The organism is Terrabacter sp. AAH1 (assembly GCF_054456855.1).
In genome coordinates this window covers 13,957-33,205 of record NZ_JBTJJV010000015.1, presented here as the reverse complement: position 1 = coordinate 33,205, position 19,249 = coordinate 13,957, and the positions used below count along the sequence as shown (strand labels likewise).

General features: G+C 72.9%; 20 protein-coding genes. 10 read left to right on the top strand and 10 right to left on the bottom strand.

Annotated elements, in window-relative coordinates; genetic code table 11:
- The first annotated feature begins 2 nt into the window (after window positions 1-2).
- Complete coding sequence (gene pyrE / locus ACXR8F_RS18340) at window positions 3-575, top strand: orotate phosphoribosyltransferase (RefSeq protein ID WP_045191246.1); 573 nt, start codon at window positions 3-5, stop codon at window positions 573-575.
- Here the strand turns inward: pyrE and ACXR8F_RS18335 are convergent.
- Both ACXR8F_RS18335 and ACXR8F_RS18330 read right to left on the bottom strand, forming a co-directional pair.
- On the bottom strand, window positions 539-1,195 hold the full coding sequence (locus tag ACXR8F_RS18335) for a hypothetical protein (RefSeq protein ID WP_458802676.1): 657 nt from the start codon (window positions 1,193-1,195) through the stop codon (window positions 539-541). The two genes, pyrE and ACXR8F_RS18335, sit on opposite strands and share 37 nt — an antisense overlap.
- A complete protein-coding gene (locus tag ACXR8F_RS18330; RefSeq protein WP_045191248.1) occupies window positions 1,192-1,485 on the bottom strand; it encodes a DUF1905 domain-containing protein in 294 nt (97 codons plus the stop codon). The genes ACXR8F_RS18335 and ACXR8F_RS18330 overlap by 4 nt, the downstream gene beginning before the upstream one ends.
- A gap of 131 nt (window positions 1,486-1,616) precedes the next feature.
- On the opposite strand from ACXR8F_RS18330, the gene ACXR8F_RS18325 reads away from it, so the two are divergent.
- Window positions 1,617-2,360: a LemA family protein gene (locus ACXR8F_RS18325; protein ID WP_458802674.1), complete on the top strand. Its 744-nt coding sequence runs from the start codon at window positions 1,617-1,619 to the stop codon at window positions 2,358-2,360.
- Between the two features lie 172 nt (window positions 2,361-2,532).
- Window positions 2,533-3,648: a hypothetical protein gene (locus ACXR8F_RS18320; RefSeq protein WP_458802672.1), complete on the top strand. Its 1,116-nt coding sequence runs from the start codon at window positions 2,533-2,535 to the stop codon at window positions 3,646-3,648.
- A gap of 9 nt (window positions 3,649-3,657) precedes the next feature.
- Here ACXR8F_RS18320 and ACXR8F_RS18315 read toward each other — a convergent pair whose 3' ends face one another.
- Both ACXR8F_RS18315 and ACXR8F_RS18310 read right to left on the bottom strand, forming a co-directional pair.
- Window positions 3,658-4,605 (bottom strand): TIGR03086 family metal-binding protein, encoded by a 948-nt coding sequence (locus tag ACXR8F_RS18315; protein WP_458802670.1) that lies wholly within the window; start codon window positions 4,603-4,605, stop codon window positions 3,658-3,660.
- A gap of 92 nt (window positions 4,606-4,697) precedes the next feature.
- Window positions 4,698-5,423, bottom strand: coding sequence for a DedA family protein (locus ACXR8F_RS18310; protein WP_458802668.1), 726 nt, complete (start codon window positions 5,421-5,423; stop codon window positions 4,698-4,700).
- Window positions 5,424-5,564: 141 nt separating this feature from the next.
- Between ACXR8F_RS18310 and ACXR8F_RS18305 the strand changes: the two genes are divergently transcribed.
- The gene (locus tag ACXR8F_RS18305; RefSeq protein ID WP_458802666.1) at window positions 5,565-6,176 is read left to right on the top strand and encodes a TrmH family RNA methyltransferase; all 612 of its coding nucleotides are present in this window, start codon (window positions 5,565-5,567) and stop codon (window positions 6,174-6,176) included.
- A 16-nt stretch (window positions 6,177-6,192) separates the two neighbouring features.
- Here ACXR8F_RS18305 and ACXR8F_RS18300 read toward each other — a convergent pair whose 3' ends face one another.
- Window positions 6,193-7,422: a citrate/2-methylcitrate synthase gene (locus ACXR8F_RS18300; RefSeq protein ID WP_458802664.1), complete on the bottom strand. Its 1,230-nt coding sequence runs from the start codon at window positions 7,420-7,422 to the stop codon at window positions 6,193-6,195.
- A 56-nt stretch (window positions 7,423-7,478) separates the two neighbouring features.
- Between ACXR8F_RS18300 and ACXR8F_RS18295 the strand changes: the two genes are divergently transcribed.
- The gene (locus ACXR8F_RS18295; RefSeq protein WP_458802663.1) at window positions 7,479-8,636 is read left to right on the top strand and encodes a citrate/2-methylcitrate synthase; all 1,158 of its coding nucleotides are present in this window, start codon (window positions 7,479-7,481) and stop codon (window positions 8,634-8,636) included.
- A gap of 290 nt (window positions 8,637-8,926) precedes the next feature.
- On the opposite strand, the gene ACXR8F_RS18290 is transcribed toward ACXR8F_RS18295, so the two are convergent.
- The 4 genes from ACXR8F_RS18290 to ACXR8F_RS18275 form a co-directional block, all read right to left on the bottom strand.
- Complete coding sequence (locus tag ACXR8F_RS18290) at window positions 8,927-10,192, bottom strand: ABC transporter permease (protein WP_458802661.1); 1,266 nt, start codon at window positions 10,190-10,192, stop codon at window positions 8,927-8,929.
- Window positions 10,189-11,082, bottom strand: coding sequence for an ABC transporter ATP-binding protein (locus ACXR8F_RS18285; RefSeq protein WP_458802659.1), 894 nt, complete (start codon window positions 11,080-11,082; stop codon window positions 10,189-10,191). Before ACXR8F_RS18285 ends, ACXR8F_RS18290 begins: the two co-directional genes overlap by 4 nt.
- 144 nt (window positions 11,083-11,226) lie before the next feature.
- Complete coding sequence (locus ACXR8F_RS18280) at window positions 11,227-11,967, bottom strand: response regulator (protein WP_458802656.1); 741 nt, start codon at window positions 11,965-11,967, stop codon at window positions 11,227-11,229.
- On the bottom strand, window positions 11,964-13,331 hold the full coding sequence (locus tag ACXR8F_RS18275) for a sensor histidine kinase (protein ID WP_045191258.1): 1,368 nt from the start codon (window positions 13,329-13,331) through the stop codon (window positions 11,964-11,966). The genes ACXR8F_RS18280 and ACXR8F_RS18275 overlap by 4 nt, the downstream gene beginning before the upstream one ends.
- Window positions 13,332-13,412: 81 nt before the next feature.
- On the opposite strand from ACXR8F_RS18275, the gene ACXR8F_RS18270 reads away from it, so the two are divergent.
- The gene (locus tag ACXR8F_RS18270) at window positions 13,413-14,540 is read left to right on the top strand and encodes a M24 family metallopeptidase (RefSeq protein ID WP_458802654.1); all 1,128 of its coding nucleotides are present in this window, start codon (window positions 13,413-13,415) and stop codon (window positions 14,538-14,540) included.
- 18 nt (window positions 14,541-14,558) lie between these two features.
- Here the strand turns inward: ACXR8F_RS18270 and ACXR8F_RS18265 are convergent, their stop codons facing one another.
- Window positions 14,559-15,971 (bottom strand): NAD(P)/FAD-dependent oxidoreductase, encoded by a 1,413-nt coding sequence (locus ACXR8F_RS18265; RefSeq protein ID WP_458802652.1) that lies wholly within the window; start codon window positions 15,969-15,971, stop codon window positions 14,559-14,561.
- 34 nt (window positions 15,972-16,005) lie between these two features.
- Here ACXR8F_RS18265 and ACXR8F_RS18260 point away from each other — a divergent pair, with 34 nt between their 5' ends.
- The 4 genes from ACXR8F_RS18260 to ACXR8F_RS18245 all read left to right on the top strand — a co-directional run bounded on the left by ACXR8F_RS18260 (window position 16,006) and on the right by ACXR8F_RS18245 (window position 19,234).
- Window positions 16,006-16,842, top strand: coding sequence for a hypothetical protein (locus ACXR8F_RS18260; protein WP_045191263.1), 837 nt, complete (start codon window positions 16,006-16,008; stop codon window positions 16,840-16,842).
- A gap of 229 nt (window positions 16,843-17,071) precedes the next feature.
- The gene (locus ACXR8F_RS18255; RefSeq protein ID WP_458802650.1) at window positions 17,072-17,689 is read left to right on the top strand and encodes a hypothetical protein; all 618 of its coding nucleotides are present in this window, start codon (window positions 17,072-17,074) and stop codon (window positions 17,687-17,689) included.
- A gap of 112 nt (window positions 17,690-17,801) precedes the next feature.
- Window positions 17,802-18,830 (top strand): class II fructose-bisphosphate aldolase, encoded by a 1,029-nt coding sequence (gene fbaA, locus ACXR8F_RS18250; protein ID WP_458802648.1) that lies wholly within the window; start codon window positions 17,802-17,804, stop codon window positions 18,828-18,830.
- On the top strand, window positions 18,827-19,234 hold the full coding sequence (locus tag ACXR8F_RS18245; protein ID WP_045191267.1) for a DUF3151 domain-containing protein: 408 nt from the start codon (window positions 18,827-18,829) through the stop codon (window positions 19,232-19,234). Before fbaA ends, ACXR8F_RS18245 begins: the two co-directional genes overlap by 4 nt.
- Window positions 19,235-19,249 lie beyond the last annotated feature (15 nt).

The window sequence follows — 19,249 nt, the reverse complement described above, 5'->3', positions numbered from 1 at the left end:
GCGTGACCGCCACGAACACGACCGACGTCGCCGCTGCCCGTGCCCGCCTGCTGGAGATCATCAAGGACAAGGCGATCGTCCACGGACGCGTCACCCTCAGCTCGGGCAAGGAGGCCGACTACTACGTCGACCTGCGCCGCATCTCGCTCGACGGGGAGGCCGCGCCCCTCGTCGGCGTCGTGATGCGCGACCTGACGAAGGACCTCACGTATGCCGCCGTCGGTGGCCTCACACTGGGGGCCGACCCGGTGGCAACCTCCATGCTGCACGCGGCGGCCGCCGCAGGCGAGCGCCTCGACGCGTTCGTCGTGCGCAAGGCGGGCAAGGCGCACGGCCTCCAGCAGCGCATCGAGGGTCCGTCGATCAAGGGCCGGCAGGTGCTCGTCGTCGAGGACACGACCACGACCGGCGCCTCGCCGCTCGCCGCGGTCGAGGCCGCGCGTGAGGACGGCGCCGAGGTCGTCGCGGTCGCGACGATCGCCGACCGCGCCACCGGCGCCGGCGAGAAGATCACCGCCGAGGCCGGCGTGGAGTACCGCTACGCCTTCTCGCTCGAGGAGCTCGGGCTGGCGTAGCCGGCACCCAGCGCCGCGAGGCTCGACGGGGGAGTGATGACCGTCGCCGTGCCCGAGGTCGGCCTCGGGAGGGCGGCGGCCGCGTACGTGTTGTCGGTCTGCCACACGCGCAGCGAGCCGCCCACGACCTGCGCGGGACCGGCCTCGACGACGACGAAGGCGCCGTCAGGGAGGTCACCCCACGCGTACGCGTGCAGCCGGCGGGTGCGCCGGCTCCCGTCCCAGCGCTCGTCGTGGAGCAGCCGGTCGAGGTCGGGCGCGGGCAGGTGGGCGCGACCGTGTGCGTGCGCGACGAGGTCGCGGAACCGGGTGAAGTCAGCGCGTCGACACTCGGCGCACGGCCGGTGACCGGCGGCGAGCGCGAGCGGCTCGTCGAGGAGGAAGAGCGGCGTGTAGTGGTGCGGGTGCCACTGCACCACGCGGCGGTCGCGGAACTCGAGCAGGCACGTGATCCAGGCCCGCCCCACGTGGTGCCGACGCACGTCGCGGCTGCCCGCGCCGTCGTGCAGGCGGCCGCGGTTGCCCATGAAGGTGCCCCGGCCGGGCGCCGCCACGACGTCGCCGAGGGGCGTGACGCGGTTGCGGGCCGGCCCCTCCCGACCGCCCACTGCTGCAGTCACTCGAGCACCTCGAGCACGACGTCGGCGGGGTCGCCCTCGTCGAGTCCCTCGGCCCGGCGCACCGCCTTCTTGACGGGCAGCACGTAGGCGCCGCGGGTGGAGTCGGGGAACACCGAGGTCGTCCACGTCGTGCCGCCGACGGTCGCGCGCACCCGCACCGAGCCGAAGCCCCGCGGCGGCCGGGGCACCTCGCGGATGCGGGCCGACGCGTCGTCGGCGACCGTGACGAAGAACCAGCCCGTCTGCGCCTCCCAGCGCCACAGGTCCGCCGTGAACCGCAGCGTCGTCATGCGACCACGCTACGGCGGCGTGCCGACAGCGTGCCGGCACACACCTTGCCCGCCCGGCCACGCTAGGCAGGCACCCGCCCGGACTAGGATCGGCACAGCCGACCCACTGACCGCCTCTCACGGGAGAACCCATGATCATCGTCTGGATCCTGCTCGGCCTCGTCGTGCTGCTCGCCGTCGTGGGCGTCGTCATGTACAACGGCCTCATCGGCCTGCGCAACAAGGTCGAGGAAGGCTGGCGCCAGATCGACGTCGAGCTGAAGCGCCGCCACGACCTCATCCCCAACCTCGTCGAGACCGTCAAGGGCTACGCCGCCCACGAGCGCGGCACCCTCGAGGAGGTCATGCAGGCCCGGTCCGCCGCGATGTCCGGCGCCTCGACCCCCGCCGCAGCGGCCCAGGCCGAGGGCCAGCTGAGCCAGGCACTCGGCCGCCTCATGGCCGTCGCCGAGGCCTACCCCGACCTCAAGGCCAACCAGAACTTCCTCGCCCTGCAGTCCGAGCTGACGAGCACCGAGGACCGCATCGCGAGCTCGCGCCGCTACTACAACGCGCTCGTGCGCGAGCTCAACACGAAGGTCGAGTCGGTGCCGTCGAACATCGTCGCCAACATGGCGGGCGTCAAGCGGGCCGAGTACTTCGAGACCCCGGCCACCGAGGCCGTCGTGCCGAGCATCTCGTTCGGCGACAACGCCCCGGGTGGCGCTGCTCCTGCCGTCTCGCCCTCGACCCAGCCCGGCGCGGTGGGTGGCCCGTCGACGGCCCCCGGCGCAGCACCGGGCGCGCTCCCGCAGGCGCAGGCCCCGGGCGCCGCCCAGCCCGACACGACGAGCGACGCGAGCGTGTCGCAGCCGCCCACCACGCCCAACGCCTGAGCGCGGGCGAGGCCACGGGTCTCCTTCGGCCGCATCGGTCCGGATCGTCGCGAACGCCCCGGACCGATGCGGTTCGGGGCGTTTCGCTGCGGGCCGCGCCTCGCCGGTCCTAGCCTGATCGAGGTGGTGCACCGGTCGCGTGCGCCGCGCAGCAGGCCTCCAGGGGGTTGTCATGCCGAAGCGCTTCACCGTGCCGGGTCCTGACGAGATCGCCGCACGCGTCCCGCTCGACAGGCTCCCGGTCCTCGGGCAGCTCGTGCCGCACCTGCCCGGTCTCACGGGTGGGAGGCCGGGGAAGATCCCTGTGAAGTTCCCTGTGAAGATCCCTGTGAAGATCCCCGTGAAGGTCCCGGTGCGGCTGCCCCCGTGGCTCTTCCGCGACATCGCCTACTTCTCGTACGCCGCCCCGGACCTGCTGCCCGTCGACGGTGAGACGACGACCCAGGAGGACATCTTCAGGGTCTCGGCCTGGTCGGGCGCGGTGCGCCGGGTCACCGACGACCGCACGTCGCCGGTGTTCAGGAGCGATCGCGACCCCGCCTGGTCGCCGTCCCGTGACCGGTTGGCGATCCACTCCGCGAGCGACGGCGACGCCGACTCGCACCTCGTCGTGGTCGACGCCGCCTCCGGGGCGGTCGTGGCCACGCTCGGCGCCGGCCGCAGCCCGGAGTGGCTCGACGCCTCGACGCTGCTCTACCTCGGCAGCGTCGACGCCGGCACGGACGACGTGCGCACCGACGTGTTCTGCGTCGACATCGCCTCCGGCACGGTCACCCGGATCACCGACGTCGGGGTCGGAGGTGACATCGGCACCCTGTCGTGGCACTCCACCGCCGGGCTGGCCATGGGGATCGTGCAGACCACGCCGACCGAGCGGTCGTCGGTGGCCGTCGTCCCGGCGGCAGCCGTGGGCGCGGTGCGTGCCGGCGCCCCTCCCGTCCCGCGCACGGCCTTCACGTTCGTCACCGGCCCGTCCACGCGCGCCTCCACGCCCGGCTGGTCGCCCAGCGGCGACCGGCTCGCCGTCTCGACGTGGAGCGACGGCGCACCGCCACGGGTCGGGGTGCTCACCCTCGCGACGGGGGCGCTGGCGCTCGTGCCCGGGCCGACGCCGCCCACGCTGAGCGACTTCGGGGCGGTCTTCTCCCGCGACGGCCGCGTGATCGCCTTCACCCGCGGCGACGAGGACCAGTGGAGCGAGATCTGGCTCTACACGCTCGCCTCGGGCCACCTGCGGCAGCTGACCGACGACGGGCGCACCCGGTTCAAGGGCTCGCTCGACTGGTGAGGCCCGCTGTCAGCCCTTGACGTACGAGAGCTTCTCGCAGACCTTCCCGTCACGCAGTCGCATGGCGTCGATGCCGCGTACGTGCCCGGGGTTGTCCCCACCCCAGTCGAACCGCCACCGGAGCACCGCCCGGTTGCCCGTCACGAAGGACTCCTCCGCCGTGAAGCGCGGGTCGGGGGTGCTGCCGAAGAGCTCCTCCCAGACGGCACGCACCGCGGCCGAGCCCTCGTGCCGCTGCCCGTCGGGCGAGGGTCCGGTCGCCTCGAAGACGCAGTCCTCGGTCATGCAGGCCATGATGGCGTCGACGTCGCCACGGCCGAAGGCCGCGTTGAACCGGGCGAACCCGGCGTGGTTCGGCCCCCACTGGGCGTCGCGGCCGAAGCGGGCGAGCAGGTCGGCCTGCGCGTCGCCGGTCAGCTCGGTGCGTGCGGCGACCGCCCCTGCCGACCGGTAGGCCTCCTCGGTGGCGTCGAACCAGGCCGCCACCAACGCGACGAGCTCGGGATCGAGGGCGTGGTCGCGCCCGGTCGCGACGGCGAGGTCCCAGCCGTGCACGAGGTGGTCGGCGAGCAGCTGGCGCACGTACTCGTCCATCGACTCCTCGCCGTAGGAGAGCTGGACGGTGCCGTGGGCGTGCAGGGTCTCGTCGACGATGCCCTGGGCCTCGGTGGCGGCCGAGGCAGCCGTGGCCCGCGGGTCGTCGCCGAGCAGGTCGCCGTCGAGCCGGGTGCCGACGTCGGCGATGGTGTGCCCCCGCATGAGGGGCGAGGTCCAGAGATCCTCGCCCACGACGTGGTTGACGAGGTCGCGCACGGTCCAGTCGCTGCACGGGGTGGGCAGCTCCCACTGGTCGTCGGCGACCGCCGACACCTGCCGCGACCACCACTGCACGCTGCGGTGGTAGAGCCCCCCGAGGTCGGTGGTGGGGGGCTTCGAGCCCACGGTCTCGGTGTCCATGTCGCCTCCGTCCCGGCACCCCGTCGAACCCAGTGCGTCTCGACGCACCCAGTGTCCCCCGACGGCGGGAGGGCGTCCGGGCTTCGCCGGAATCAGGAGCGGTGGTCGGCGTCCGTGGCGTGGTCGGCGAGGTCGCTCGCGGCCTCGCCCACCTCGGACGCGATCGCCTTCGCCTGACGGCGGTGCTTGACGAACTCGTAGACCATCGGCAGCACCGAGACGGCAACGATGAGCAGGATGGCGATCTCGAGCTTGTCGGAGAGCCACGGGAAGGCCTGGCCGAGGAAGTAGCCGAGCAGGGTGAGCCCGGCGGCCCAGAGGACCGCGCCGACGGCGCTCCAGGTGAAGAAGCGGCGACGCTCCATGCGGCTCACGCCGGCGACCACGGTGATGAAGGTGCGCACGATCGGCACGAAGCGGCCGATGACGAGTGCCTTGTTGCCGTGCTTGTCGAAGAACGCGGTGGTCTGGTCGAAGTACTTCTTCTTGAGGATGCGCCCGTCACGCTCGTAGAGCGGGGTGCCGATGGCGCGCCCGATCTCGTAGCCGGCGACGTTGCCGAGGAAGGCGGCCGCGCACAGGGCGAGCATCGCGAGGCCGAGGTTGACGTGCACCTGGCCGGTGGCGATGAAGAGGCCCACGGCGAAGAGCAGGGAGTCGCCGGGGAGGATCGGGAAGAGCAGCCCGCACTCGATGAAGACGATGGCGATGGCGATCCAGAAGAAGGCACTGCCGTACTGCTCGAGCAGGTAGGCGGGGTCCATCCACTTGGGGCCGAGGGCCGGGACTGCGGCCGGCAGGGCGGCGAGTGCGTGCATGCGTCACAGGGTATGCCGTCAGCCCCGGAGGCCCTGAATCGTGCCCGTGGCTGCCCTGTGGGTCGGCACCGGTCTCGAAGACGCATCGACGGACTTTCGTAGACTCGCCGCGTCCCGCCGCCCGTCTCCGGAGGAGCCGTCATGCACGAGATCGGTGTCGGCCCCTGGGTCGAGCCGTGGCCGGAGGGCGACCACTGGGACCCCGAGCTGCTCGAGAACGGCGACCGGCGCAACGTCGTGGACGCCTACCGCTACTGGCGCCACGACGCGATCGTCGCCGACCTGGACACGAGGCGCCACGACTTCCACGTCGCCGTCGAGAACTGGGGCCACGACTTCAACATCGGGTCGGTGATCCGCACGGCCAACGCCATGGGGGCGGCGGCGTTCCACATCGTCGGCCGGCGGCGGTGGAACCGGCGTGGGGCGATGGTCACCGACCGCTACCAGCACGAGCACCATCACGCGGACGCCCCGGCGCTCGCCGCGTTCGCCCGGGCGCACGGCCTCGTGCTGCTCGGGGTGGACAACCTGCCGGGCTCGGTGCCGCTCGAGACGTTCGACCTGCCGCGCGGGTGCGTGCTCGTCTTCGGCCAAGAGGGTCCGGGGCTCTCCGAGCCGATGCGCGCCGAGTGCGAGGCGGTGCTGCACATCGAGCAGTTCGGGTCGACCCGCTCGATCAACGCCGGGGCGGCGGCGGCCGTGGCGATGCACGCCTGGGTGCGCCGGCACGTCTTCGACCAGCACGTCTAGCGCTCGCCGGGGCTGCTCACCCCTGCGGGTCGCGACCGCGCCAGCGCAGCGGCTCCTCGGCGTACTCCTCGACGACGTGCGCGGCCACCCCGACCGAGCGGGCCATCTGGAAGACGACCTCGCCCGACTCGGCGGGCAGGCGCAGGGCGTGCAGCACGGCGGCGCTCGCGAGGTCGATGTTCGGGAGCCCTCCGGTGCGGTCGGCGACGACCCGCGCCACGGCTTCGACCCGTCGTCGCAGCCGCGTCGTGCCGCGCCGTCGCCACAGCGCCTCGAGCACGACGTCGGCGCGGGGGTCGCCGTCGGGGTAGAGGAAGTGACCGAAGCCCGGCACGCCGCCGTGCAGACGCAGGGCCCGGGCCACCACGGCCACCGGGTCTGCTCCCTCGGCGAGGAGGGCGTGGGCGGCCACCGGTGCTGCGCCGTGCAGGGGGCCGGCCATCGCCGCGTAGGCCGCCGAGAGGCAGTCGTGCAGGCCGGCCCGGGTCGAGGCGGCGACGCGCGCGGCGACGGTCGAGGCGGTCAGACCATGGTCGAGGAGGGCGACGAGCAGGACGCGCAGCACGGCCACGTCGCCCCGGCTGCTCGAGGCCCCGCCGAGAGCCTCGAGCGCGAGCGGGGCGAGGTCGGTCGACGGTGTCGACGCCCCGGCGGCCGGACGGCCGGCCAACAGCGCGACCGCGGCACGCACCGTCGCGAGGGCCGATCGGCTTACGCGGTCGGGGTCTGTGTCGGAGGCGAAGGGGTCTGCGGCGGCGAGCAGCTGGACGGCGACCGGCATACGGCGTTCCAGGGGCAGCGCACGGAGATCGAACCCGAGCGGCTTGTCGGGCGGCGGAACCTCTTGTGCGGCAGGGGAGCCGAGGACGATGTCGGCAGCCTCGTCGAACGAGCCGAGCGCCACGAGATCGGCGAGCGGACGGCCGCGGTAGAGGAGATCTCCGTCCGCCTGGCTGCTCACCCCCGTCGCGATGCTGCGGAAGCGCAGCACCGGCTGAGGTCCCCCGGGAGCCCTCGTCGACGACGCCATCGCGTCGATCTGGGAGCGGTCGAAGAGGCTCTCCTGCTGGCCCGGCCGCCGCTCGCTGCGGAGCACCCCACGGCTGACGTACGCGTAGAGCGTCGCTCGCTTCACGCCGAGCCGCTGGGCTGCCTCGGTGGTCGTGATCCACGAGCGCGAGGGGTCGGTCACCGGCGTCACGATGCCCTCCGGGTTGATCGGGTCAAGGGTTGATGAGATCAACATTGACGATGTTGATCAATATGTCTGACAGTGACGAGTGAACCCGAGAGGAGCACGTCATGTCCACCACCACCGACTTCATCTCCGTCCCCAAGGGCCTCGCCAAGGTCGTCGTCACCGACACCGAGCTGGGCGACGTCCGGGGCGACGAGGGCTTCTTCCACTACCGCCAGTACTCCGCGGTCGAGCTGGCCGCGCAGGTGGGCGTCGAGGAGGCCTGGCACCTGCTCGTCCACGGTCACCTGCCGACCGAGGACGAGCTCGCGACCTTCCGCGCCGAGATCGGCCGCCTGCGCGTGCTGCCGCCGGGTCTCGCCGAGCTGCTCCCCGCCATCTGCGCCACGACCACCGACTCGCTCCAGGTGCTGCGGACCGCCCTCTCCGCGTGGGGCGGCGTCGCCGGGCTGCGGACCCTCTACGACAGCGACGAGGGCGAGCGGGCGGCCGCCGCGATGGCGGCCGCCGCGATCACCCCGACCCTCCTCGCGGCGGCCCACCGGCTGCACCACGGCCTCGAGCCCGTCCCTGCCGACCCGACGCTCGGCCACACGGAGGACTACCTCCGGATGGTGAGCGGAGAGCACCCCGCGGCCGAGGACGTCCGGGCGGTCGAGCAGTACCTCGTCGCCACGATCGACCACGGCTTCAACGCCTCGACCTTCACAGCGCGGGTCATCGCGAGCACGGGTGCCGACCTCGCGGCCTGCCTCGTCGGAGCCATCGGGTCGTTCTCCGGACCCAAGCACGGCGGCGCGCCGAGCCGCGCCCTCGAGGCGCTCGACGCGATCGGCACCCTCGACCGTGCCGAGGCGTGGGTGCGGTCGAGGGTGCAGGCGGGCGACCGGATCATGGGGTTCGGGCACGCCGTCTACCGCACCCGGGACCCGCGCTCGGAGATGCTCAAGGCGATCGCCCGCGGCTGGGACGACCCCCTCGTCGACCTCGCCGTCGGGGTCGAGGACGCCGTCGAGGCGACCCTCGCCGAGCTCAAGCCGGGACGCGAGCTGCATGCCAACGTCGAGTTCTACGCCGGCGTCGTCATGAAGCTCGCCGGGCTCGACCCGTCGATGTTCACGCCGACCTTCTGCGTCGCCCGCGTCATCGGCTGGACGGCGAACGTGCTCGAGCAGAGCCGAGACCCGAAGATCATCCGGCCGGCGGCGCGCTACGTCGGCCCGCCGCCGCCCCAGCCCGTTCCCGTTCGTTCGGTCCGGTGAGCAGGGCCCGAGTCCGAACGGCCTCACCCGGCCGGACATGAGCAGGCCCCGACGCATCCGGCGGCCGGGGCCCGCTCGTCGCGAACGGAGGGAGCGACCGCCGCGACGTCCTTCATGACCCAGCACTCACCGGGCCCCTCAACGCTAGGCGGACCACGACGTCTCCGCTGCGATTCCAGGTCAGGACTCGGCAAGGATCGGTCTGGACTGTGTCGGCGGGGCGTAAGGGGCGGGCAGGCGATCGGACAAAGCCGGCATACAAGGCATTTCGGGCCTGGGCGCTGCGCCTGTCAGTCCGGTGCGGTGAGAGCCTGCTTCCACGAGACCCGGCCGCGCGTCTGCAGCAGCGACCGACGGTAGATCCGCTCGCTCAGCACGATGGTGGCCACCGAGAAGCCGGCCATGACGACGAGGGCCACCGGCGGCTCCCACCACGCCGTGTCACCGGCGAGGATGCGGCCCGGCATCGAGACCACCGACGCCACCGGCACGAACGAGGCGACCTCGAGCGCGGTGCCGCCGAGCCCGAAGCTCAGCACGTAGACGAGCATGAGGATCGTCGTCATCGGCGCCGTCGTCGACTGCAGGTCCTCGGTGCGCGAGGCGAGGGCGCCGGCCACGGCGAAGAGGCACGCGAGGGCGAAGAAGCCGACGGCGAAGAAGAGCACGAACCAGACGACCGCCGTCGAGAGGGTCGGCAGCAGCTTCGCCATGTCGGTGAACGACACCGCGACCAGCCCCACCCCGGCGAACAGCAGCACCTGACCCAGCGCGATGACCGAGTTGCCGACGATCTTGCCCGCCAGGAGGGCGCGCAGCGGGATGGCGGTCACGAGGATCTCGACGAGACGTGACTGCTTCTCCTCGACGACGCTCGCGGCGATCTGCTGACCGAACATCATCGCCGCCATGAAGAAGAGCAGGGCGAAGGCGAAGGTGGCGCCCTTGACGAACCCGCCCGTGCCCTGCCGACCGTCGAACTGGTTCGTCGTGAGGGTCGAGCCCCGCTCGAGCGCCTGGATGGTCGTTCCGGCTGCGGCGGCGTTCGTCGCGAGCGTGTCGGTGCGCACCGCCGCCTCGAGCGGGACGACCAGGTCGTTGTCGGCCTCGTCGGCCGAGGTGAGCGTCCAGCCGCCGGAGGGGCTCTGGTGCAGCCAGGCAGCCGCGTCACCGGCCTCGACGAGCGCCCTGGCCGCGGACTCGCCGCTCACGGTGAGGGACTCGATGACCACCTTGGCGTCGTCGGCGTGCGCCGTCGTCGCCGCCTGCCCGACGAGACGCCCCGCGGCGCCGTCGGTGACCGCGACAGTCCACGTCGTCGTGCGGCCGGACTGCCACACCGAGAAGGCGCCGTACCCGGCGATGAAGACGAGCGTGACCAGGGTGGAGACGAGGAAGGCCCGGTTCGTCAGACGTACGACGATCTCGCGCAGGGCGACGATCAGCCAGGGACGCTCGGTGCGGCCCAGCTCGTGCTCCTCACCGCTCGGGGGCGTCACGCCGGCGCCCTCCGGGTCGGGCTGGTCGAACGGAGGCCGGTGCTGGGTCGTGGTCATGCCGTCACCTCGCGGTAGATCTGGGCCAGGCTGGGCCGCTGGGGGGAGAACTCGTGCACGTCGCCGCGGCGCAGCGCCTCCTCGAGGAGGCGGCGCTCGGCCGTCGGCTCGACGACCTCGAGCAGGGCGGTGTGGCCCTCGACGTCGACGGCGTGCACCCCCGCGACGCCACGCACCCACCCGGCATCGCCCGACAGGACGAGCCGGTGGCGCAGCACCGACCGGCTGCGCAGGTGCTCGGGCGTGCCCGACGCGACCACGCGGCCGCGGGCGAGCACCACGAGGCGCTCGCAGAGCCGCTCGACGAGGTCGAGCTGGTGCGACGAGAAGAGCACGGGCACCCCGCGGGAGGTGTGCTCGCGCAGCAGGTCGGCCATGCTGTCCACGGCGACGGGGTCCAGTCCGCTGAACGGCTCGTCGAGCACGAGCGCGGTCGGGCGCCCCATGAGGGCGGCGATGATCTGGACTCGCTGCTGGTTGCCCAGGGACAGCTTCTCGACGTGGTCGCGGGCCCGTTCGGCGAGCCCGAGGCGCTCGAGGTGCGCGGTGACCGACTGACGGGCAGCCGATGCACCGAGGCCGCGCAGCCGCCCGAGGTAGACGAGCTGGTCGAGCACGGGCTGCTTGGGGTAGAGGCCACGCTCCTCGGGCATGTAGCCGAAGGACCTCCGGTCGGTGGCGGTGATCGGGCGCCCGTTCCAGAGCACCTCGCCACCGGACGGGGCGAGCACCCCCATGACCATGCGCATCGTCGTGGTCTTGCCGGCGCCGTTGCCCCCGACGAAGCCGGTGAGCAGCCCGGACCCGACCGCGAAGCTCACGTCGTCGACGGCGCGCACGTCGCCGAAGGTCCGCGTCAGGTGGCGCACCTCGATGTCCGCCGTGGCCACGCCGGGTCTGGCCGGTCCGGTCGGTCTGGCCGGTCCCGCTGGTGTCGCTGGTGTCGCGGATCGTGTTGTGGTGGCTCGTTCCCCGTGGTCGTGCTCGTCCCGCGTCATGGCGTCAACGCTAGCCACGGCCCGGGATCGCGCGGATCAGCCGGGCGGCTGATGCTCCGCCTCCCCCGGCAGGATGAGCCCCGCCTCGTAGGCCAGCACGACGGCCTGCACGCGGTCGCGCAGGTGCAGCTTGCTGAAGACGTTCGACAGGTGCGTCTTGACCGTGGCCTCGCCGACGAAGAGGCGCGCGGCGATCTCGGCGTTGGACAGGCCTCGACCGACCAGCCCCAGCACCTCGAGCTCACGCGGGGTGAGCGTGTCGAGCCGGTGGTCGGTCCGCTGGCCGGTCCGGTGGTTCCCACTCTGCTCGCGGACGCCCGGCCCCTGCCCCCCGGTGGCCCGGAGGCGCGCCGGCTCGGCTCCGGCGGTCATCCGCTCGATGACGCGCCGCGTCACCTCGGGCGCCAGCAGCGCGTGGCCGTCGGCGACGGCGCGCACGGCCTCGACGAGGTGCTCGGCGTCGGCGTTCTTGAGCAGGAAGCCGCTCGCTCCGGCGGAGAGCCCGGCGTAGACGTAGTCGTCGCGGTCGAACGTCGTGAGGATGATGACCTTGGCCAGGTCGTCGGCGACGACCAGCCGGGTCGCCTCGATGCCGTCCATCACCGGCATCTGGACGTCCATGAGCACGATGTCCGGACGCAGCGCCCTCGTGAGCCGCACGGCCTCCTCGCCGTCGCTCGCCTCGCCGACGACCTCGAGGTCGGGCTCGACCGAGAGGATGAGCGCAAAGCCGGAACGCACGAGCTTCTGGTCGTCGACGAGGAGGATGCGGGTCACGACGACTCCTCCGGCAGCGGCATACGCACTCGGACGCGGTAGCCGCCGGTCACCCGGGGACCGATCTCGCTCACGCCGCCGTGCGTCGAGAGCCGCTCGCGCACGCCCAGCAGGCCGAGCCCGGAGCCCGAGGTTCCCGACCTCGGACTGCCCGTGTCGAGCACCTCGACCTCTGCGTAGCCGTGGGCGAAGCCGGGCTCGCCGCGCCGGTCAACGCGGACGAAAACCGTTGCGGCAGAGGCTGTCGAGTGACGGCGCACGTTCGACAGCGCTTCCTGCACGGTGCGGTAGAGGGAGAGGCCGACCGGGTCGGGAACCGTCGCGACGGCGCCCGGGGTGTCCTCGACGACCCGGCACTCGACGTCGAGGCCGGCGATCGCCGACTGCTCGACGAGGGCGGGCACGTCGGCCAGTCGCGGCTCCGGGGCACGCTTTCCCTCGGCTGCCTCGTCGTCGGAGGAGCGCAGCGTGCCCAGCAGCCCGCGCATCTGCGACACGGCCTCACGCGACGAGGTCTCGACCGAGCGGAGCGCGCCCTCGGCCGCGTCGGGGTCGAGACGCAGCACGCGGCGGGCGGCGGCGGCCTGGATGCCGATGACCGAGACGTGGTGGGCGACGACGTCGTGCAGCTCGCGCGCGATGCGTAGCCGCTCCTCGACGACGGCCCGGCGCTGCAGCTGGTCGGCCTGGGCGCTGATCGTGCGGGCCTGCTCGGCGACGCGGTCGCGCTGCAGCGCCGAGCGCCAGGCGAACTGGCCGCCGACGATGGCGCCGCCGAAGTAGACGGAGTTCAGGACGGCGGCGTAGACGACGTAGGCGGCGAGCGGCGAGAAGAGGCCCTGCCGGGGGAGTGGTTTGCCGTTGTCGGTGAGCAGTCCCTCGACACCGGAGCCGACGGCGAACTGCCAGACGAGCCACACCGTCATGGCCACGACGACTCCCGTGACGACGACCAGCATGGCGCGGCGGTCCCGCGCCCAGGCGACGCCGGTGAAGAGCGCGAGGAAGTAGACGACCTGCATCGAGAACGACATGGCCACGGCGGTCAGGGTGAGCCCGACGACGAGGAAGTGCAGCGAGCAGACGGCGGCGACGACGAGCGGGTGGCTGCGGCGCCACACGAGCGGCAGGGTTCCCGCGACGACGGCGAGGTGGGGGAGCCAGCCCGGGCCGGGCGGGTCGCCGAGACTGTCGAGGCTGCGCAGCACCTCGATGCCGAGCAGGCCGGAGAGCATCAGCGCGAGAGCCACGGCCGTGTCGGTGCGACGGGTGCGGTCGGGGTCGGCGGGCACGCGCTCCCAGTCGGAGTCGACGCCGAACCACGCCGCCACCCGGGAGCGGAGTCTGCTCCAGCGGCCGTCCATGCGCACAGCCTAGGCAGCCCGCCGACGTCGACGGCTCCGCCTGGCGGGGGAGGGGTGGTGGCCGAGCGGTAACGTCGGCGCATGGCCGTCAGCTCCTCCACCCTCGACGTGACGACGATGCGATCCCGGCTCGACCGGCTGCGCGCGGAGGCGGCCCGTGCGGGCTTCTCCGCGCTCGTCGTCGCCCCCGGTTCGGACCTGCGCTACCTCACGGGCATCGGCGGCTCGTCGTTCGAGCGGCTCACGGCCCTGGTCGTGCCCACCGACGCCGCCGTCGCCCCGGTCTTCGTCTCGCCCGCCCTCGAGTACGCCGGTCTCGGGCACGTGCCGCTCGCCGACCTCGGCGTCGAGGTGCGCACGTGGGTCGACGGTCAGGACCCGTACGCCCTCGCGCTCGGTGGCGTGCCCACGGGCCCGGTCGCCGTCAGCGACCTCCTCCCCGCGCTGCACCTGCTGCGGCTGCGCGACGCCGGTGCGACCGACCAGCAGCTCGCCGGTCCGGTGCTGCGCGAGCTGCGGATGCGCAAGGACGAGGCCGAGCTCGCCGAGCTTCGGGCCGCCGGCGCCGCGATCGACCGGGTGCATGCCCGCGTCGGCGAGTGGCTGCGCCCCGGCCGCACCGAGTCGGAGGTCGCTGCCGACATCGCCGCCGCGATCGTCGAGGAGGGCCACACCGTCGCCGATTTCGTCATCGTCGGGTCGGGCCCGAACGGCGCGAGCCCGCACCACTCCGTCAGCGACAGGGTCGTCGAGGAGGGCGACCTCGTCGTCGTCGACATCGGCGGCCCGCTGCCGTCGGGCTACAACTCCGACAGCACGAGGACGTATGCCGTCGGGTCACCCCGCGAGCCCGACGTGACCACCGCCTACGCCGCGTTGCAGGCGGCGCAGCGCGCGGCCGTCGACGCCGTGCGGCCGGGGGTGACCTGCCAGGACGTCGACCGCGCCGCGCGGGCCGTTCTCGCCGACGCCGGCCTGGCCGACCACTTCATCCACCGCACCGGTCATGGCATCGGACTCGACGTTCACGAGGAGCCCTACGTCGTCGAGGGCAACGACCTGCCGCTCGAGCCGGGCATGACGTTCAGCATCGAGCCGGGCGTCTACCTGACCGGGCGCTGGGGCGCGCGCATCGAGGACATCGTCGCCGTCACCGCCGAGGGCGTCGAGCGGTTCAACACCCGCCCCACCGACCTCGTCACCCTCTGACCGGGCACGGGCACGGGCTCAGGAGTCGAAGCCGACGCCCATCCGGTCGAGCGCCCTCAGCCACAGGTTGCGGCGGCCGGTGCGGTCCTCGGCGGCGAGCGACGACCGCGTGGCCCGCACGGCGGCATACCGGATCGGCTCGGGAGGGAAGGGGATCGGCTTGCGCCGCACCATGCCGAGGCGGGTGAGCTCGGTGTCCTTGCCGTCGACGAGGTCGAGGGCGACGGCCGCGCCGAAGCGGGTCGACGCGACGCCGAGCCCGGTGTAGCCGACGGCGTACGCCATCCGTCCGCCGAGGGCGGTGCCGAAGACGGGCGTGAAGCGTGAGGTCGTGTCGATGACGCCGGCCCAGCGGTGGGTGAACCGGATGCCCTCCAGCTGCGGGAAGATGTCGAGGAAGTGGTCGGCCAGCAAGCCGTGGGACGCGTCGGACTGCTCGAGCGCCGGGTCGATGCGTCCCGGGAAGTGGTAGTTCGCGTCGTAGCCGCCGAAGAGCACCCGGTCGTCGAGTGTCCTTCTGTAGTAGTGGAACTGGTTGCCGGCGTCGGTGAGTCCCTCGCGTCCGTCCCACCCGATGGCGGCGAGCTGGTCGGTGGCCAACGGCTCGGTCATGAGCACGTGGTCGTAGACGGGCAGCACCCACGCTCGGAACCGGCGGAGCACGCCCTGCGAGGCGTTCGTGCCGATGACGACGCGGTGGGCGTGGATCGACCCTCCGTCGAGGCGGACGCGCACCCCTGCGCCCTCGGCGTCGAATCCCGTTGCGCGCGTGTGCTCGTGGAGGCGCACGCCGAGCGACTCGGCCGCACGGGCCAGTCCCCAGACGAGACGGGCCGGGTCGACGAGCGCGACCTCGGGGTCGTACATGCCGGCCAGGTAGCGCGGAGAGTCGACGCGGGCGCGGGCCTGCGTGGCGTCGAGCAGCTCGACGGGCACGCCGTGCTCCCGGTGCAGCGCGTACGACTCGCGGACCGCGGGGACCTGGTGGTCGGTGAGTGCCAGCGTGAGCTCGCCCGGCACGTGGTAGTCGGCCTCGATGCCGTATGCCGTGAGCGTGCGTTCGATGCCCGTGAAGTTCTCCGCGGCGAGACGGTCGAGCGTCGGTAGCTCGTCGGGCCAGCAGGCCACCCCCTGGGCGAGGCCATGGGTCAGCGACGGCGCCAGGAACCCGCCGTTGCGCCCCGACGCCCCGTCGCCGAGACGTCCTGCCTCGACCACCACGACGTCGCGAGAGGGGTCGGCCTCCTTGGCCTGGATGGCGGCCCACAGGCCGGTGAAGCCGCCTCCGACCACGAGCAGGTCGGTGCGCGGCGCGGCGCCGGTCAGCGCGGGCCGGGGCTGCGGCCGCTCGGGCCGGTCGGTCCAGAACGGGACGGGCCGGGCGTCGGCGAGCGCCGCAGCAGCGCGGGCGGAGAGCGTGGAAACAGGCATGACGAGACGGATTCGACCATGCTTGGGTGGTCCTGTGAACCCCTCTTCGTTCCAGAGCGATGCACCCGAGGTCGGCGTCGACGAGCTCCTGCGCATCTTCCACGACGAGACCCGCGCGCCGATCCGCGTCGGCACGCCCGAGCGGCCCATCGAGGTCGACGGCCTCGTCCGGCGCGAGTACGAGCTCGACGGCGGCCGCTGGAACATGATCGAGAGCCCTGACGGTCTCGGCCCCGACCCAGAGCGGTGGGACACCGTCATCGCACGCCAACGCGACTTCTTCGCCGATCGCCGGCTGCGTGTCGAGTGGAAGACCTACGACTACGACGAGCCGGCCGACCTCGGCGAGCGCCTCGTCCGCGCCGGATTCGTCAAGGAGGACGACGAGGCGCTCATCCTCGGCGAGGCCGAGCCCCTGGCAACGCAGGACATCGAGCTGCCCGACGGTGTCGTCGTGCGCGCCGCCGACTCCGAGGCGGACTTCGAGCGGATGGCCGCCCTGCTGGAGACGGTGTGGGGCGAGCCGCAGCCGTGGGTCGTCGACTCGCTGCTCCCGCGCTGGCAGGTCGAGCCCGACGCGATGGACGTCGTGGTGGTGGAGGAGTCCCGAGAGGGGCCGGTGCTCTGCGCGGCCCGGTCCGAGTACGACGCCAGCCGTTTCACCGGGCTCTGGGGCGGCTCGACCCTCCCGGAGTGGCGCGGCCGCGGCCTCTACCGCGCGACCCTGCTGCACCGGGCGAGGCTGGGGCTCGACCGCGGCAAGGACTTCGTTCGCGTCGACGCGTCACCCGACAGCGAGCCCATCCTGCGCCGCCTCGGGCTGCACCGGGTGGCGACCACCACGCCCTACGTCTTCGACCCCGGGGCCTGACACCGTGCCAGACTGCTGAGGTGACGCGGGGACGCGGGTGACGGCCGTGGCGCGGGAACCTCGGGCTTCTCGGGCGCGGGTCGTCGCCGTGGCCGCGGCGGCCGCGGCGGCCCTGGCGGTCTCGGTGCTCGGTGCGTGCACGTCGGACGGCCCCGCTCCGGTTGCGCGAGCTGGAACCGCCCCTGCCGTGGCGCGCGCCGGCCCTTCCGCTGCTCCTCCCGACCCGGGGATGACCCATGTCGTGGAGGCGCTGAGGTGCATCACGAGGCGTCCTCTCACCGGCAAGGGTCGGGTGCCCCTCGAGGCGCTCTTCCCGGGCGCCGAGTCGAGCGACTCCTCCGACCCGAAGGAGGTCGTGCCGGGTGCCGATGCCGCCGTCCGCAGCAAGTGTCCCGGCGAGCTGCCGGCCGAGCCGCTCTGCGACGGCCTCGCGCCGTGGACCGGACTGCCCTCCGACGAGCTCGTCCCGGCGAGTGGGGCACGCCGCCTCGTCGAGGGCTACCTCGTCACGATGCCGAAGCAGGCAGGCAACCAGGCCCCGCCCGAGAGCTCGGCCGGCACGAAGGAGGTGTCCTACGGCCTGGTCGACCTCGCCGCGGGCGATCCGGGAGGGCTCGTGGACCACCTCCGTGTCGCGTTCGTGGCCTGTGCGAAGGCGACGCCGAGCACCGTGGCCGGCGTCGCCGCCCTCGTCGGCACGGTGCCGTCGGAGCGCGGCGCTGGGTCGGCCGAGGTCGCCCTGCTCCGCCGTGGCAGCAGTGTCGTGTGGGCAACCCTCGACGGCAGCGGATGGAAGGCCGGCGAGCAGCAGCGGGCCCTCGCGGTGCTCGTCGCACGCCTCCTCTGAGCGGGCGCTCACCGGTGGGTGGGCACCCGTGGGCACGTGACGGCATACGTGGCAGGATTTCGGCTGGATCGAAACCGCACAGCTCCCGTACGCCAACCCAGCAGGAGACGCAATGCCCATCGCCACCCCCGAGGTGTATGCCGACATGCTCGACCGCGCGAAGGCCGGCTCCTTCGCGTACCCCGCCATCAACGTCTCGAGCTCGCAGACGCTGAACGCCGCGCTCAAGGGCTTCGCCGACGCGGGCTCCGACGGCATCATCCAGGTCTCGACGGGCGGCGCCGAGTACCTCTCCGGCCCGACCATCAAGAACATGGTCAGCGGTTCGCTCGCCTTCGCCGCGTACGCCCACGAGGTCGCGAAGAACTACCCCGTCAACATCGCGCTGCACACCGACCACTGCCCCAAGGACAAGCTCGACGGCTTCGTGCGCCCGCTCCTCGCGGCCTCGACCGAGCGCGTCAAGGCCGGCGGCACCCCGTGGTTCCAGTCGCACATGTGGGACGGCTCGGCCGTGCCGCTCGACGAGAACCTCACGATCGCCCGCGAGCTGCTCGACCTCGCCCAGGCCGCGAACGTCGTCCTCGAGATCGAGGTCGGCGTCGTCGGCGGCGAGGAGGACGGCGTCGCCCACGAGATCAACGACAAGCTCTACTCGACGCCCGAGGACGCCATCGCGACGGTCAAGGCGCTCGGTGCCGGCGAGAACGGCCGCTACCTGACCGCGCTCACGTTCGGCAACGTCCACGGCGTCTACAAGCCGGGCAACGTCAAGCTGCGCCCCGAGGTGCTCCTCGAGGCCCAGAAGGCCGCCGCCAAGGAGCTGGGCCTGTCCGACGACGCACGCCCGTTCGACCTCGTCTTCCACGGCGGCTCCGGCTCGCTGCCCGAGGAGATCTCGGCGGCCGTCGACCACGGCGTCATCAAGATGAACGTCGACACCGACACCCAGTACGCCTTCACCCGCAGGATCGCCGACTGGATGATCTCCGGCTACGCCGGTGTGCTCAAGGTCGACGGCGAGGTCGGCAACAAGAAGCAGTACGACCCGCGCGCCTGGGGCAAGGCGGCCGAGGAGGCCATGGCGGTGCGCATCGTCGAGGCCTGCACCGCGCTGCGCTCGGCCGGCACGCACCAGTGAGCGACAACCTGCTCGGCATCCCCGAGACGCGCCTCGGCGTCGACCCGGCCGCCGAGAAGCTCGAGTCCGGTGTCGACCCGGTGCAGGTCGCCGCGACCTACCCGGCCAGCTCGCTCGCGTGGGCGACGCTGGCGGAGGACGCGCTGGCCGACGGCGACCGCGACGTCGAGGCGTACGCGTACGCCCGCACCGGCTACCACCGCGCGCTCGACGCCCTGCGCAAGTCAGGCTGGCGCGGCCAGGGCCCGGTGCCGTGGTCGCACGAGCCGAACCGCGGGTTCCTCCGGGCGCTCGCGGCGCTGGCCCGGGCGGCGCGCGCCATCGGCGAGAGCGACGAGGAGGCCCGGTGCACGCAGTTCCTCCGCGACAGCTCGGCCGAGGCGGCGCGCGAGCTCGGTCTGTGAGCTCGCTGGTCGCTG

Coding starts and splice junctions, on each gene's coding strand:
- ACXR8F_RS18300 (WP_458802664.1), bottom strand. CDS start 7,422: ATGTTGATCTCATCAACCCTTGACCCGATCAACCCGGAGGGCATCGTG.
- ACXR8F_RS18255 (WP_458802650.1), top strand. CDS start 17,072: ATGACCCATGTCGTGGAGGCGCTGAGGTGCATCACGAGGCGTCCTCTC.
- ACXR8F_RS18310 (WP_458802668.1), bottom strand. CDS start 5,423: ATGCACGCACTCGCCGCCCTGCCGGCCGCAGTCCCGGCCCTCGGCCCC.
- ACXR8F_RS18265 (WP_458802652.1), bottom strand. CDS start 15,971: ATGCCTGTTTCCACGCTCTCCGCCCGCGCTGCTGCGGCGCTCGCCGAC.
- ACXR8F_RS18315 (WP_458802670.1), bottom strand. CDS start 4,605: ATGGACACCGAGACCGTGGGCTCGAAGCCCCCCACCACCGACCTCGGG.
- ACXR8F_RS18320 (WP_458802672.1), top strand. CDS start 2,533: ATGCCGAAGCGCTTCACCGTGCCGGGTCCTGACGAGATCGCCGCACGC.
- ACXR8F_RS18295 (WP_458802663.1), top strand. CDS start 7,479: ATGTCCACCACCACCGACTTCATCTCCGTCCCCAAGGGCCTCGCCAAG.
- fbaA (WP_458802648.1), top strand. CDS start 17,802: ATGCCCATCGCCACCCCCGAGGTGTATGCCGACATGCTCGACCGCGCG.
- ACXR8F_RS18325 (WP_458802674.1), top strand. CDS start 1,617: ATGATCATCGTCTGGATCCTGCTCGGCCTCGTCGTGCTGCTCGCCGTC.
- ACXR8F_RS18305 (WP_458802666.1), top strand. CDS start 5,565: ATGCACGAGATCGGTGTCGGCCCCTGGGTCGAGCCGTGGCCGGAGGGC.
- ACXR8F_RS18290 (WP_458802661.1), bottom strand. CDS start 10,192: ATGACCACGACCCAGCACCGGCCTCCGTTCGACCAGCCCGACCCGGAG.
- ACXR8F_RS18330 (WP_045191248.1), bottom strand. CDS start 1,485: ATGACGACGCTGCGGTTCACGGCGGACCTGTGGCGCTGGGAGGCGCAG.
- ACXR8F_RS18270 (WP_458802654.1), top strand. CDS start 13,413: ATGGCCGTCAGCTCCTCCACCCTCGACGTGACGACGATGCGATCCCGG.
- ACXR8F_RS18275 (WP_045191258.1), bottom strand. CDS start 13,331: ATGGACGGCCGCTGGAGCAGACTCCGCTCCCGGGTGGCGGCGTGGTTC.